At 63.5% G+C, this 15161-nt stretch carries 10 protein-coding genes; 6 read left to right on the forward strand and 4 right to left on the reverse strand.

Annotated elements, in window-relative coordinates:
- Positions 1–117 precede the first annotated feature (117 nt).
- A complete protein-coding gene (gene metH / locus ACM43_RS21950) occupies positions 118–3960 on the reverse strand; it encodes a methionine synthase (protein ID WP_271542825.1) in 3843 nt (1280 codons plus the stop codon).
- A 6-nt stretch (positions 3961–3966) separates the two neighbouring features.
- Positions 3967–4887 carry a methylenetetrahydrofolate reductase [NAD(P)H] gene (metF, locus tag ACM43_RS21955; RefSeq protein WP_271542826.1) on the reverse strand — a complete coding sequence of 307 codons (921 nt, stop codon included), beginning with the start codon at positions 4885–4887 and terminating at the stop codon, positions 3967–3969.
- A gap of 374 nt (positions 4888–5261) precedes the next feature.
- Here metF and ACM43_RS21960 point away from each other — a divergent pair, with 374 nt between their 5' ends.
- On the forward strand, positions 5262–6281 hold the full coding sequence (locus ACM43_RS21960) for an LLM class flavin-dependent oxidoreductase (RefSeq protein ID WP_271542827.1): 1020 nt from the start codon (positions 5262–5264) through the stop codon (positions 6279–6281).
- Positions 6282–6437: 156 nt separating this feature from the next.
- Here the strand turns inward: ACM43_RS21960 and ACM43_RS21965 are convergent, their stop codons facing one another.
- Together ACM43_RS21965 and ACM43_RS21970 are read right to left on the reverse strand one after the other, a co-directional pair.
- Complete coding sequence (locus tag ACM43_RS21965) at positions 6438–7295, reverse strand: prephenate dehydratase (RefSeq protein ID WP_157283696.1); 858 nt, start codon at positions 7293–7295, stop codon at positions 6438–6440.
- A gap of 21 nt (positions 7296–7316) precedes the next feature.
- Entirely contained in the window at positions 7317–8057 is a 741-nt protein-coding gene (locus tag ACM43_RS21970) for a 3-deoxy-manno-octulosonate cytidylyltransferase (protein WP_271542828.1), read from the reverse strand.
- A gap of 231 nt (positions 8058–8288) precedes the next feature.
- On the opposite strand from ACM43_RS21970, the gene ACM43_RS21975 reads away from it, so the two are divergent.
- The 5 genes from ACM43_RS21975 to ACM43_RS21995 all read left to right on the forward strand — a co-directional run bounded on the left by ACM43_RS21975 (position 8289) and on the right by ACM43_RS21995 (position 15157).
- On the forward strand, positions 8289–8843 hold the full coding sequence (locus ACM43_RS21975) for a c-type cytochrome (RefSeq protein WP_109142421.1): 555 nt from the start codon (positions 8289–8291) through the stop codon (positions 8841–8843).
- A gap of 209 nt (positions 8844–9052) precedes the next feature.
- The gene (locus tag ACM43_RS21980) at positions 9053–10966 is read left to right on the forward strand and encodes an extracellular solute-binding protein (RefSeq protein ID WP_271542829.1); all 1914 of its coding nucleotides are present in this window, start codon (positions 9053–9055) and stop codon (positions 10964–10966) included.
- Between the two features lie 14 nt (positions 10967–10980).
- On the forward strand, positions 10981–12867 hold the full coding sequence (locus ACM43_RS21985; protein WP_271542830.1) for an extracellular solute-binding protein: 1887 nt from the start codon (positions 10981–10983) through the stop codon (positions 12865–12867).
- Between the two features lie 2 nt (positions 12868–12869).
- Positions 12870–13979 carry a microcin C ABC transporter permease YejB gene (locus ACM43_RS21990; protein ID WP_035998032.1) on the forward strand — a complete coding sequence of 370 codons (1110 nt, stop codon included), beginning with the start codon at positions 12870–12872 and terminating at the stop codon, positions 13977–13979.
- Positions 13979–15157, forward strand: coding sequence for an ABC transporter permease (locus ACM43_RS21995; protein ID WP_271542831.1), 1179 nt, complete (start codon positions 13979–13981; stop codon positions 15155–15157). The genes ACM43_RS21990 and ACM43_RS21995 overlap by 1 nt, the downstream gene beginning before the upstream one ends.
- The last annotated feature ends 4 nt before the right edge of the window (positions 15158–15161 follow it).

A 15161-nucleotide genomic window follows, 5' to 3' on the forward strand; every position in this document is an offset into this window, starting at 1 on the left:
CCCTGTTTTGCCCGACGCCGCAACGAAAGTTCGCCAAAACAGAAATAACTCAGCTTTTTCAACCCCATCGCTACTGTGCATGGGGTTGTTTTCCAACTTTCGGTTTTGAACGCCCGCTTAACCCGCCCCCGCGCGCTTCTTCTGCCAGACCAAGTGCACCGCGCAGGTGCAGCCCGGCGGATGCGAGGCGAGGTCTTTCGGCATCTCGTCGTTCGCGGGCGTCGCCGCGAAGGCCTTGTCCTGCGAGGGGATGTAGTTCAGCACCGGCGCGAGCCAGCGCTCGGCTTCGGCAAGGCTCATGCCCTTGCGCGCGGCGTAGTCTTCGACCTGGTCGCGCTCGATCTTGCCGACGCCGAAATAATAGCTTTCGGGGTTTGCAAAATAGAGGCCGGAGACGGACGAGCCCGGCCACATCGCAAAGCTCTCGGTCAGCTTCACGCCGGCGGTGGCCTCCGCGTCGAGCAGCTCGAACAGCGTCGCCTTCTCGGTGTGATCGGGCTGCGCGGGATAGCCGGGCGCCGGGCGGATCCCAGAGTACTTCTCCAGGATCAGCTCCTCGTTGGAGAGCGCCTCATCCGGCGCATAGGCCCAGAACTCACGCCGCACGCGGGCGTGCATGCGCTCCGCAAACGCCTCGGCGAGACGGTCAGCCAGCGCCTTGCACAGGATCGAGGAGTAATCGTCGTTCGCCATCTTGAAGCGGTCGGCAACGGCATCCTCGCCGATCCCTGCGGTGACGACGAAGCCGCCGATATAATCGGGCACGCCGGCCGGCGCGATGAAGTCGGAGAGCGCAGCGTTGAAGCGGCCCTCGCGCTTCTCCAGCTGCTGGCGCAGCGTGTGCAGCGTCGCGATGCACTTGGTGCGGCTCTCGTCGGCATAGAGCACGATGTCGTCGCCTTGCGCGTTCGCCGGCCAGAAGCCGATCGTCGCGCGCGCCCGGAACCACTTCTCCTTGACGATCGTGTCGAGCATCTTGCGCGCATCGTCATAGAGCGAACGCGCGACCTCGCCGACCTTGGCGTCGTCGAGGATGGCGGGGAATCGTCCGGCGAGCTCCCAGGTCTGGAAGAACGGCGTCCAGTCGATGCAGTCGACGAGCTCGGCGAGATCGTAATCGTCGAAGCTCCTAATACCGAGGAAGGTCGGCTTCACCGGCTTGTTCGCGGCAAAGTCGACCGGCACGCGGTTGGCACGCGCGTCGGCCAGCTTCAGCCGCTTCTTGTCGGCCTGCGCGCGCAGATGCGCCTCCGAGATCTTGGCGTATTCGGCGCGCACCTCGGCGGCATAGGCCTCGCGCTTCTCCGGCGAGAGCAAGGCGGAGGCGACGCCGACAGCGCGGCTGGCGTCGTTGACATGCACGACGGGACCGGCGCGATAGCTCGGGTCGATCTTGACGGCCGTATGCACGCGGCTGGTGGTGGCGCCGCCGATCAGGAGCGGCAGCCTCAAGCCTTCGCGCTGCAATTCGCCGGCGAAGAACGCCATCTCGTCGAGCGAGGGCGTGATCAGGCCTGACAGCCCGACGATGTCGGCCTTCTCCGCCTTCACCGTCTCGACGATCTTGGCGGCCGGCACCATCACGCCGAGATCGATGACCTCGAAATTGTTGCACTGGAGCACGATGCCGACGATGTTCTTGCCGATGTCGTGGACGTCGCCCTTCACCGTCGCGAGCACGATCTTGCCGGCGGACGAGGAGCCCTCGGTGCCGATGCCGCTCGCAAGGTTGCGCGCCTTCTCCTCCTCCATGAACGGCATGAGGTAAGCGACAGCCTGCTTCATCACGCGCGCGGATTTCACCACCTGCGGCAGGAACATCTTGCCGTCGCCGAAGAGATCGCCGACCACGTTCATCCCGGCCATCAATGGTCCCTCGATGACGTCGAGCGGGCGCGAGGATTTCTTGCGGGCTTCTTCCGTGTCCTGCTCGATGAATTCGGTGATGCCATGCACCAGCGAATGCGACAGCCGCTTCTCCACCGGCCATTCGCGCCAGGCGAGATCGGCTTCCTTGCCTTCGGTCTTCTTGCCGCGGAACTTCTCCGCGAGCGCAAGCAGCCGCTCGGAGGCGCCCGCGTCGCGGTTGAGGACGACGTCCTCGCACACTTGCCGCAGCTCCGGATCGATGTCGTCATAGACGATCATCTGCCCGGCATTGACGATCCCCATATCCATGCCGGCCTTGATGGCGTGATACAGGAACACCGAGTGCATGGCTTCGCGCACCGGCTCGTTGCCGCGGAACGAGAACGACAGGTTGGAGACGCCGCCCGAGACATGCGCGCCCGGCAGGTTCTGCCGGATCCAGCGCGTCGCCTCGATGAAGTCGACGCCGTAATTGTTGTGCTCCTCGATGCCGGTCGCGATCGCGAAGATGTTCGGATCGAAGATGATGTCCTCAGGCGGGAAGCTGACCTTGTTGACCAGGATGTCGTAGGCGCGCTTGCAGATCTCGGTCTTGCGCGCGAACGTGTCGGCCTGGCCGACCTCGTCGAACGCCATGACGACGACGGCCGCGCCGTGGCGACGGGCGATCTGCGCCTCGTGGATGAACTTCTCCTCGCCTTCCTTCATCGAGATCGAGTTGACGACCGGCTTGCCCTGCACGCATTTCAGGCCGGCCTCGATCACCGAGAATTTCGAGGAATCGACCATCACCGGCACGCGCGCGATGTCGGGCTCGGCGGCGAGGAGATTGAGGAACGTCACCATCGCCGCTTCGGAATCGAGCAGGCCCTCGTCCATGTTGACGTCGATGATCTGGGCCCCGTTCTCGACCTGGTCGCGCGCGACCTGGAGCGCGGCGGTGTAATCGCCTGCCGTGATCAACTTGCGGAAGCGCGCCGAGCCCGTGACGTTGGTGCGTTCGCCGACATTGACGAAGGGGATCGCGTCGGTCAGCACGAACGGCTCGAGTCCGGAGAGCCGCAGGCGCGGGGTGATCTCCGGCACGATGCGCGGCTTGTGCGGCGCCACTGCGGCAGCAATCGCCGCGATATGGTCCGGCGTCGTGCCGCAGCAGCCGCCGACGATGTTGACGAGCCCGTCGCGCGCGAACTCGCCGATCAGCCGCGCCATGTATTCGGGCGTCTCGTCATACTGGCCGAACTCGTTCGGCAGGCCGGCATTGGGATAGGCGCAAACCAGCGTGTCGGCGACGCGGCCGATATCGGCGATATGCGCGCGCAGGTCTTCCGCGCCGAGCGCGCAGTTGAAGCCGATGGTAACGGGCTTGGCGTGCCGCACCGAATTCCAGAACGCTTCCGGCATCTGGCCCGACAGCAGGCGGCCGGATTTGTCGGTGATGGTGCCCGACACCATCACGGGCACGTCGATGCCGAGCTCTTCGGTGATCTCGGCGATCGCATAGAGCGCTCCCTTGGCGTTGAGCGTGTCGAAGATGGTCTCGACCAGCAGGAGATCGACGCCGCCGTCGATCAGGCCGCGGATCTGCTCGCCATAGGACTTGCGCAGATCGTCGAAGGTGACGGCGCGGTAACCGGGATTGGAAACATCGGGCGAGATCGAGGCCGTGCGGTTGGTGGGGCCGATGGCGCCGGCGACGAAGCGCGGCTTGCCGTCCTCGGCCGCGACGCGCCGTGCGGCGTTGCCGGCGAGGCGGGCGCCTTCACGCGCCATCTCGTAGACGATGTCGGTGAGGTCGTAATCGGCCTGCGCGATCGAGGTCGTCGAGAACGTGTTGGTCGCGACGATGTCGGCGCCGGCGCGCAAATAGGCGGCGTGGATGTCCTCGATCGCCTGCGGCTGGGTCAGGATCAACAAATCGTTGTTGCCGCGCAGGTCGCGATGGAAGTTCTTGAAGCGCTCGCCGCGGAAGGCTTTCTCGTCGAGCTGCAGATTCTGGATCATCGTGCCCATGGCGCCGTCGAGCACCAGGATGCGCTCGCGCGCGGCAGCGAGGAGGGCGGTTCGCTTGGGCGAAGTGGTCACGGTCATTTTCTCTTACGCCGCCTTCTGCGCGCTCTTGGCGCGAATGCCGAGCAAATGGCTGATCGCGAACACGAGATCGGCGCGGTTCATGGTGTAGAAATGGAAGGTGTCGACGCCGTGCTTGGCGAGCTTCTGCACCTGGCCGGCCGCAACGGTCGCGGCCACCAGCTTGCGCGTTTCGGCATCGTCATCGAGGCCCTCGAACTTCGCCGCGAACCAGTCCGGCACCGTGGTGCCGGCACGCGTCACGAAATTGCGCGCCTGCTTGAAATTGTGCATGGGCATGATGCCCGGCACTACGGGGATGTCGATGCCGCGCGCACGCACGCGGTCGAGATAGCGGAAGTAGAGATCGTTGTCGAAGAACACCTGCGTGATCGCGCGCGTCGCGCCCGCATCGACCTTGGCCTTGAGCGTGTCGATATCGGCATCGAAGTCGCGCGCTTCGGGGTGCTTCTCGGGGTAGGCGGAAACGGAGATTTCGATATCGCCGTGCCGCTTCTTGATCCCCGCCACGAGTTCGGCCGAGCTCTGATAACCCTCGGGATGGCTCGAATAGGGCGTGCCGATGCCACCGACGGGATCGCCGCGCAAGGCCACGATGTGGCGGACGCCGACCTCGTGATAGCGGTCGACGATCTCGTCGATTTCGCCGCGCGAAGCACCGACGCAGGTCAGATGCGCCGCCGGCAGCAGCGCGGTTTCTTTCAGGATGCGCGTGATCGTCGAATGGGTGCGCTCGCGGGTCGAGCCGCCGGCGCCATAGGTCACCGAGACGAACTTCGGCTCGAGCGGGGCCAGCCGGTTGATGGTCTCCCAGAGATTGCGCTCCATCTCTTCCGTCTTCGGCGGAAAGAACTCGAAGGAGATCGCGGGCCGCTTCAGCTGCCCGTCCTGCCGGTCGGCTCTCGCAGGCGTCGTCAGGTCAGTCATGGCGCCACTCACTCCAATGTCAGGCCGGCAATCGGGATCTAGCCTCGGAGAGCCAAAATACGGCAAAGGCCCTCTGGTCGACAGCCCATCATGCATGGGAAGTTGCCCATTCATGTGCAGTTTGTCGGGTAATTCTTGCGAATCATGTTTTGGGTGGGAAGCGCGCTGCATGGCATAATGCGTTGAATTTTCATATATTATCTCTCGTGAGCCATCTTTTATGGACCATTTTCTTGGTGGGCAGACCAGAATCGTCTGCAAAGTAGCGGCGGTTGTCCCAACTCCATTGGCTGGCGTGCCCGCCCGTCCGTACACGTCAGGCCTGCGCAGCCTGCCCATTGTCGCCGCGACCGCCTCCATTACGTTAAGCCGCCATGATCCCGCTCTCCGTCCTCGACCTCTCCGTCGTCACATCAGGCACCAAGCCCGCCGCGGCGCTGCGCAACAGCATCGATTTGGCGCGTCACGTCGATGGCCTCGGCTATGTCCGCTACTGGCTCGCCGAGCATCACAATCTCGCCTCCGTCGCGAGCCCCGCGCCCGACCTGATGATCGGGCAGATCGCGGCGGTGACGAAGCACCTCCGCGTCGGTTCCGGCGGGGTGATGCTGCCCAACCATGCGCCGCTGGTCGTCGCCGAGCGCTTCAAGATGCTGGAAGCACTGTTTCCCGGCCGGATCGATCTCGGTCTCGGCCGCGCCCCCGGCACCAATGGCGCCACGGCGTATGCGTTGCGGAGTCGGCTCGACCGCCGCGAGGGCGACGATTTCCTGGAACGGCTGCACGAGCTGATCCTGTGGGAGACCCGCGAATTCCCCGCAGGGCACCCCTATAACAACGTCGTCGCCATGCCCGACGACACCAGACTGCCGCCTATCTGGCTGCTCGGCTCCAGCGATTATTCCTCGGAATTGGCCGCCCAGGTCGGCATGGGCTTCGCTTTTGCCCATCATTTCGCGTCCCACGACGCGATCGATGCGATGGTGCATTACCGCAATCGCTTTCAGCCCTCGGCCTGGCGTGCGAGCCCACATGCCATTCTCGCGGTCGCCGTCATCGCGGCCGATACCGACGAGGAGGCCGAAAGGCTCGCCTCGTCCTTCGACCTCAACCGTCTTCGCCGCGACCGCGGTCAATATCTGCCGCTGCCGAGCGTCGAGGAGGCGATGGCCTATCCGTATTCGGACGCCGAGCGCACCTCGATCCTGCGTAACCGTTCGCGCCTGTTCGTCGGCAGTCCCGCGACGGTGCAGAAGAAGCTGCAGCCGCTAATCTACGCAAGCAAGCCGGACGAGCTGATGGTGATCACGGCGGTGTATGACCACGAGGCGCGAAAGAAGTCGTATTCGCTGCTGGCGGAGGCGTTCGGGCTGGCGCGAAGAGAAAACGCGTAACCGCTCTCGTGCCCGGACGCAGCGCAGCACCATGAGCGCGTTTACGCGCGTCTTCGACGCACTACGGTGATGCGCTGCTGAGCCGGGGCCCATCGCAGCCTCGAGTCTTGCCGCTCCTGGGTCCCGGCTCGCGCTTCGCACGTCCGGGACACGCCACTAATCCTGCGCCTCGCTGAACGTTGCGCGGAACGGATGGCCCGGATACACGCCGACGATGCGGAATTCGCGCGAGAAGAACTTCAGCTCCTCGATGGCGAAGGCGAGGCCCTTGTCATCGGGATGGCCGTCGACGTCGGCATAGAACTGCGTGGCGAAGAAATTGCCGTCGACCATGTAGCTCTCGAGCTTGGTCATGTTGACGCCGTTAGTGGCGAAGCCGCCGAGCGCCTTGTAGAGCGCCGCCGGCAAATTGCGCACCCGGAAAACAAAAGTCGTGACGAGCGGCCCGGTGCCTTGGGGCGCCCATTTCGGCTCGCGCGCCAGCACCACGAAGCGCGTGGTGTTGTGGGCCTCGTCCTCGATGTCCTCGGCGAGGATGTCGAGACCGTAGATCTTTGCAGCAAGGCGCGAGGCGATCGCGGCCACCGTCTTGTCCTGGCGCTCCGAGATGTCGCGGGCGCTGCCGGCGGTATCGGCATGCACGATCGGCTTGATGCCGAGCTTGCGGATGATGCGCCGGCACTGGCCGAGCGCATGCACATGGCTCTCGACGCTCTTGATGTCTTCGAGCTTGGTGCCCTTCACGGCCATCAGCTGATGCCGGACCGGCAGGAACCATTCGCCGACGATGAAGAGGCCGGACGCCGGCAGGAGGTGATGGATGTCGGCGACGCGGCCGGCGACCGAATTCTCGATCGGGATCATGCCGAGATCGGCCTCGCCCGACGAGATCGCCGACAGCGCATCTTCGAATGTGGCGCAGGGCATCGGTTCGGCGTCGGGATAGGCCTCGACGATGGCGATGTGGGAATTGGCGCCAGGCTCGCCCTGGAATGCGATCTTCATCTTGCTCATGCTCGGCCTTGTAGCAGCGGCTCAGGATTTGGAAAGGATGCTGCGCGCGGTCTCGAGGTCCGCCGGCGTATCGACCCCGCGGGGCACGGTGTCGACGATGGTGAAATCGATGCGCATTCCGGCCTCAAGCGCCCGGAGCTGCTCGAGCTTCTCCTGCAATTCCAGCGGAGACGGCGGAAGAGAGACGTAGCGCTCCAGCGCGGCGCGGCGAAAGGCATAGAGGCCGATATGGTGATAACGCGGTCCGTCGCCGGTCGGGGCGGTCGCGCGGGTGAAATAAAGTGCGCGCATCCGCCTGCCGCCAACCGAGGTTCCGATCGCCTTCACCACGCTTGGGGCGAGATCCTCTTCCTCGGTGTGGATCCGCGAGGCCAGCGTCGCGATGTCCACGGCCGGGTCTTGCAGCGGCGGCAGCACCTCGCGGATGTTGTCGATCGTGATGGTCGGGAAATCCCCCTGGACATTGACCACGATCTCGGCCTTGCCCTCGGGGTCCAGCTTCTGCATGGCCTCATGGATGCGGTCGGAGCCGGAGGGGTGGTCGCCGCGGGTCATCACGGCCTCGCCGCCATGGGCGGTCACGACCGCGGCGATCTCGTCGGTGTCGGTGGCCACCGCGACCCTGCCGATTGCCGCAGCCTCCGCACGGCGCAGCACATGCACGATCATCGGCAGTCCCGCGATATCGGCGAGCGGCTTGCGGGGCAGGCGGGTGGCGGCCATGCGGGCCGGGATCAGCACCAGGATGCGGGGGTCGATCATCGGGTTCAAAGGTCTGAGGTCAAGAGCCTGAAAACGGAGCGTTTTCCGCACCAGGAAATGGGGTGGGGACGGGCCTGAAGCCGGGTCGCTTATACGGGTTGCCAGACCCCGGGCAAACCGATATCTCAATGGCAAAACTCGGGGAAACAATAAGGAACGTTTGATTCTCTGAGGCTCGTCCTGCGGCCATCCGGGCCGCTGTTTCCTTCTTGCGGTGGGGCCTGGCCGGAAATGGACTCTTTCGAACTCAACAAGATTCTCGGCGCCGTGTTCGGCACCTGTCTCTTCCTGCTGGTGACGAGCTTCACCGCGAGTGCGCTGTTCTCCCCCAAGATGCCGGAAAAGCCGGGCTTCGAGATCGCGGTCAAGCAAGATGCCGGCTCCGGCAAGGAGGGCGCCGCTGCCGCCGCACCGTCCGAACCGATCGAAAAGCTGCTCCAAACCGCCTCCGTCGAGAAGGGCTCCGCGGCCGCCAAGAAGTGTGGCGCCTGCCATACCTTCGAGAAGGGCGGCCCGAACCGGGTCGGTCCGAACCTCTACGGAGTCGTTGGCGAGCCCAAGGGCCAGGGCCGTGGTGGCTTCAACTTCTCGGCTGCCATAAAGGCCAAGGGTGGCAACTGGAGCTTCGACGACCTCAACAAGTTCCTCGCCAATCCGAAGGGCTTCATTCCGGGCACCGCGATGGGCTTTGCCGGTGTTGCCAAGGATTCCGAGCGTGCCGATATCATCGCCTATCTGAATTCGCAGTCGGAGAAACCTCAGCCGCTGCCGACGGCATCAAAATAAGGTCCCAAGAACCGGCGCTCGAATACGGCCAGGCTGGAAAGTCTGGCCGTTTCCTTATCCGGGCCTCGCGGCGACGTTATCGGGGCGTTTGGCCGCATCCGATAGGCCGGCCGGGCTTCCAAGATGAGGAAAAAGCAACATATTCGGTCGAAACCTCGCCTATATTGGGAACTTAAAGGAGTAGCCTCCTTCAAGACAGGGATGTTGATTTGGCCATTACCCGACGCGATCTCCTGCTCACCGGCACTGCAGCCGCAGCGCTTCCAGTCCTTGGCTCCGTTGCGGGCGTTCCCGTCGGCGTGGCGCATGCGCAATCAGCAACTGAACTGACTTCCGGCGGGTTGCCTTGGCGCCACGCGCTGTCGCTGTTCGGAAAGGTCAAGTACCCCGCCGACTTCAAGCGCTTCGACTACGTCAATCCGGACGCCCCCAAAGGCGGTGTCGCGCGCCAGATCGCCGTCGGCACGTTCGACAATTTCAACATCGTCGTCTCGGGCGTGAAGGGCCAGGTCGCCGGCGCCGTCGCATTCATCTATGAATCGCTCCTGACGCAGTCGCTCGATGAGGTCTCGACCGAATACGGCGCGCTGGCCGAAGCGGTCAGCCATCCCGACGACTTTTCCTTCGTCACCTATCGCCTGCGCGCGCAGGCGAAATGGCATGACGGCAAGCCTGTTACGCCCGAGGACGTGATCTTCTCGCTCGATTCCTTCAAGAAGAACCACCCGATGTACTCGGCCTATTACAGCCATGTGGTGAAGGCCGAGAAGGTCGGCGAGCGTGACGTGAAGTTCGTGTTCGACGCACCCGGCAACCGCGAGCTGCCGCTGATCGTGGGACAGCTGATCGTCCTTCCGAAACATTGGTGGGAGGGGACGGACGCGCAGGGCCGCAAGCGCGATATCGCCACCACCACGCTGGAAGTGCCGCTCGGCTCGGGCCCCTACAAGGTCAAGGAATTCGTCGCAGGACGCTCGATCGCGCTGGAGCGCGTCAAGGACTATTGGGGCCGCGATCTTCCCATCAATGTGGGCCGCAACAATTTCGACGAGCTGCGCTACGAATATTTTCGCGATGGCACCGTTGCGATCGAGGCCTTCAAGGCCGACCAGGTCGACTGGCGCACCGAGAACAGCGCGAAGAGCTGGGCGACCGCCTACGATTTCCCGGCCGTGACCGAAAAGCGGGTGATCCTCGAGGAATTCGTCAATCGCAGCTCGGGCGTGATGCAGGCCTTCGTGCCGAACCTGCGCCGCGCCAAGTTCAGCGATCCGCGCGTGCGTCGTGCGCTCAACTACGCGTTCGACTTCGAGGAGATGAACAAGCAGATCTTCTACGGTCAGTACAAGCGCATCAGCAGCTATTTCGACGGCATCGAGGAGCTGATGGCAACGGGATTGCCGCAGGGTAAGGAGCTCGAAATTCTCGAGACCGTCCGCGCCCAGGTACCGCCCGAGGTCTTCACGACGCCCTACACCAATCCGGTCGGGGGTAGTCCGGAGGCGGTGCGCGACAATTTGCGTGAGGCGCTGCGCCTGTTCAAGGAAGCCGGCTACGAGGTGCGAGATCGCAAGCTGGTCGACGTCAAGACCGGTGCGCAGTTCTCGCTGGAATTGCTCAACTCGGATCCCAGCTTCGAACGAATTACGCTGTTCTACAAGCCGTCGCTGGAGCGGCTCGGCATTGCGGTGAGCGTTCGGACGGTCGATCCGACCCAGTATGAGAACAGGACGCGCGAGTGGGACTTCGACATCGTGACGAACTCCTGGGGCGAGTCGCAATCGCCGGGCAACGAGCAGCGCGAGTTCTGGTCCTCCAAATCGGCCGACATCGCCGGCTCGCGCAACATCGCCGGCATCAAGAATCCGGCCATCGACAAGCTGATCGAGCGGGTGATCTACGCCACTGATCGCGACGATCTCGTCGCGGCCACCAAGGCCCTCGACCGCGTGTTGCTGTGGAATCACTACGTCGTGCCGCAATGGACCTACAACAAGGTCCGCACCGCGCGCTGGGATCGCTTCGGCCGGCCGGCGGAATTGCCCAGGTATGGTCTGTCCGGCTTCCCGTTCATCTGGTGGTACGACGCAGACAAGGCGGCACGGATCGCAAAGAAATCGTGAAGGACAATCCCCGCATGACGCAGATGTCACGCCGCCATGTGCTGGTCCTGGGTGTTGGCGGCGCCCTCGGGGCGTCCGTCGGCGCGCCGCTGGCGCGCAGCGCGCGAGCATCGGAAGCGGCGACCGAGGCGCACGGCATGTCGGCATTCGGCGATCTCAAATATCCCGCCGACTTCCGTCATTTCGATTACGTCAATGTCGACGCGCCGAAAGGCGGCACGTTCTCGCTGATCCCGTCGGTGCGGGCCTACAATCAGTCCTACCAGACCTTCAACTCGCTCAACGCCTTCATCCTGAAAGGCGACGGCGCGCAAGGTATGGGTATGACGTTTTCGCCGCTGATGGTCCGGGCAGCTGACGAGCCTGACGCAATGTACGGGCTGGCGGCCAAATCCGTGCAGATATCGCCGGACAAGCTGGTCTACCGCTTCACGATGCGGCCCGAGGCGAAATTCCACGACGGGACCAGGCTCACAGCCCACGATGCGGCTTTTTCGCTGACGACGCTGAAGACCAAGGGGCATCCGTTGATCATCGTGCAGATGCGCGACATGGTCAGTGCGGAAGCCCTCGACGATGCGATGCTCGTCGTCACCTTCGCCAAGGGGCGCGCGCGCGACGTGCCGCTCTATGTCGCCAGCCTGCCGATCTTCTCGAAGGCGTACTACGCCTCCCGCCCGTTCGATGAATCGTCTCTGGACATTCCGCTCGGCTCGGGTCCGTACAAGGTCGGCAGGTTCGAGGTCAATCGCTACATCGAGTTCGAACGTGTGAAGGACTGGTGGGCCGCTGATCTACCGCCCTGCCGCGGCAGCTATAATTTCGATGTCGTCCGCTACGAGTTCTATCGCGACCGCGACGTCGCCTTCGAGGGCTTTACCGGCAAGAGCTATCTCTATCGCGAGGAGTTCACTTCGCGCATCTGGGCGACGCGCTATGACTTCCCCGCGGTGAAGGAAGGTCGGGTCAAGTTGGAGGTCGTGCCCGACGATACGCCCTCCGGCGCGCAAGGCTGGTTCATCAATACGCGGCGCGACAAATTCAAAGACCCCCGCGTGCGCGAGGCCCTGATCAACGCTTTCGATTTCGAATGGACCAACAAGACCATCATGTACGGCGCCTATGCCCGTACGGTGTCGCCGTTCCAGAACTCGGACCTGATGGCCGGCAATGCGCCGCCGTCGCCGGAAGAGCTGAAGCTGCTGGAGCCGTTCCGCGGCCAAATTCCCGACGAGGTGTTCGCGGCGCCGTTCACGCCGCCGGCCTCCGACGGCTCCGGACAGGATCGCAGCCTGCTCCGCAAGGCCCAGCAATTGCTGACGGAGGCCGGCGTGCCCATCAAGGACGGCAAGCGGGTGCTGCCGAACGGCGAATCGTTCAAGATCGAGTTCCTGCTGGATGAGCCCTCATTCCAGCCGCACCACGCGCCTTACATCAAGAATCTCGCGACGCTCGGCATCGAAGCGAGCGTGCGCCTCGTCGATGCCGTACAGCACAAGGCCCGGCAGGAAGATTTCGATTTCGACATGACCATCCAACGCTTCAGCATGTCGGCGACACCAGGCGATGCCATGCGCGCGTTCTTCTCCTCGCAGGTCGCAAACACCAAGGGCTCGTACAATCTCGCTGGGGTCGCCAGTCCGGCGATCGACGCCATGATCGAGAAGATCATGGCGGCCGACAGCCGCGAAGAGCTGACCGTCGCCTGCCGCGCCTTCGATCGCCTGTTCCGCGCCGGTCGCTATTGGGTGCCGCAATGGTACAACAAGACGCACCGGCTGGCCTATTGGGATCAGTTCGGCCATCCACCGAGGCTGCCGCGCTATGCCAACGGCGTCGGGGCGCCGGATATCTGGTGGTATGAACCGGCCAAGGCGGCCAAGCTCGAGCAGGCAAAATAGCCATGAGCGCCTATATCGCCCGCCGCCTGCTCCTGATGATCCCGACCCTGCTCGGGATCCTCTTCGTGTCCTTTGTCGTCGTGCAGTTCGCGCCGGGCGGCCCAGTCGAGCGCGTGATCGCGCAGCTCTCGGGCGCCGACACCGGCGGCACCTCGCGCATATCGGGCGGCAGCGATTTTGCGCAGCGCGCCCCGGGGCAGGTCGGTGCGGGCGGCGATTCCGTCAACTCGAAATATCGCGGCGCGCAGGGCCTCGACCCCGATTTCATCAAGAAGCTGGAAGTGCAGTTCGGATTCGACAAGCCGGCGCCGGAACGCTTCCTGCTGATGGTGTGGAATTTCGCCCGCTTCGATTTCGGCAAGAGCTATTTTCGCGACGTCAGCGTGCTGCAGCTGATCAAGGAAAAGCTGCCGGTCTCGATCTCGCTTGGCCTCTGGCTGACGCTTCTGACCTACCTGATCTCGATCCCGCTCGGCATTCGCAAGGCCGTGAATGACGGTGCGCGGTTCGACACCTGGACCTCGACGGTGCTCGTGCTCGGCTATGCCATCCCCGGCTTCCTGTTCGCGATCCTGCTGATCATCCTGTTTGCCGGCGGCTCCTTCTTCAACTGGTTCCCGCTGCGCGGACTGACCTCGGATGGCTGGTCGCAATTTCCTTGGTACTGGAAGATCATCGATTATTTCTGGCACCTGACGCTGCCGCTGATCGCCATGGGGTTGGGCGCGTTCACCACGATGACGTTTCTGACCAAGAACTCGTTTCTGGACGAGATTCGCAAGCAATACGTCATGACCGCGCGCGCCAAGGGCTGCAGCGAGAACCGGGTGCTCTATGGCCACGTCTTCCGGAACGCGATGCTGATCGTGATCGCCGGCTTCCCCGGCACTTTCATCCACGCCTTCTTTTCCGGCTCGCTGCTGATCGAGACCATCTTCTCGCTGGACGGGCTCGGACTGCTCAGCTTCGAGAGCGTGCTCAATCGCGACTATCCCGTGGTGTTCGGCACGCTCTACATCTTTTCGCTGGTCGGACTCGTGATCAACTTGATCTCCGACCTGACCTATATGTGGATCGACCCCCGGATCGATTTCGAGGCACGGGAGGTCTGATGACGATCACCGCGCCGACGCCGATCGAGACTACCGCGAAGTCGCCGCTTGGCGATGCCGTTCCTATCACGCGCAAAGCCTTCGTGCCTTCACCGCTCAACAAGCGGCGGTGGCAGAATTTCAAGGCTAACCGCCGCGGCTACTGGTCGTTCTGGATCTTCATCGGCCTGTTCGTGATTTCGCTGTTCGCCGAGCTGATTGCCAATGATCGGCCCTTCCTGATCAAATTCGATGGCCGTCTCTATTGGCCGGCTTTCGTCACCTATTCGGAGACGACCTTCGGCGGGGATTTCGAGACGGCGGCCGACTATCGTGACCCCTACTTGCAGAAGCTGATCAAGGAGAAGGGCGGCAGCATCGTCTGGCCGCTGATCCGTTACTCCTACGATACCCACAATCTCGATCTGCCGACGCCGGCGCCGTCGCCGCCGACCTGGATGCTGACGGAGAAGCAGTGCAAGCCGGTGGTGGAGAAGAAGGGACTGAAGAGCTGCCGCGATCTCGAATACAATTGGCTCGGTACCGACGATCAGGGGCGCGACGTGGTGGCGCGGCTGATCTACGGCTTCCGCATCTCGGTGCTGTTCGGTCTTTGCCTCACCATCGTTTCGTCCGTCATCGGCATCGCGGCGGGAGCGGTGCAGGGCTATTTCGGGGGCCGGGTCGATCTGATCTTCCAGCGCTTTATCGAGATCTGGACGGCGATTCCCTCGCTCTATCTTCTCCTGATCCTGTCCTCGGTGCTCGTGCCGGGCTTCTTCGTGCTGCTCGGAATCCTTCTGCTGTTCTCCTGGGTGTCGCTGGTCGGCCTCGTGCGCGCCGAGTTCCTGCGCGGGCGTAATTTCGAATACGTCCAGGCGGCACGTGCGCTCGGCGTCTCCAATCCCCTGATCATGTTCCGCCACCTGCTGCCGAACGCGATGGTCGCGACCATGACGTTCCTGCCGTTCATCGTTTCGAGCTCGGTGATGACGCTGACGGCGCTCGATTTCCTCGGCTTCGGCCTGCCACCGGGATCGCCCTCGCTCGGCGAATTGCTCTCGCAGGCCAAGGCCAATGTGCAGGCACCGTGGCTCGGCTTCTCCGGCTTCTTCTCGGTCGCGATCATGCTCTCGCTGTTGATCTTCATCGGTGAAGCCGTGCGCGACGCCTTCGATCCGCGCAAGACGTTCAGGTAAGGCC

It is taken from the genome of Bradyrhizobium sp. CCBAU 45321 (assembly GCF_028128975.1).
Classification (GTDB): domain Bacteria; phylum Pseudomonadota; class Alphaproteobacteria; order Rhizobiales; family Xanthobacteraceae; genus Bradyrhizobium; species Bradyrhizobium yuanmingense.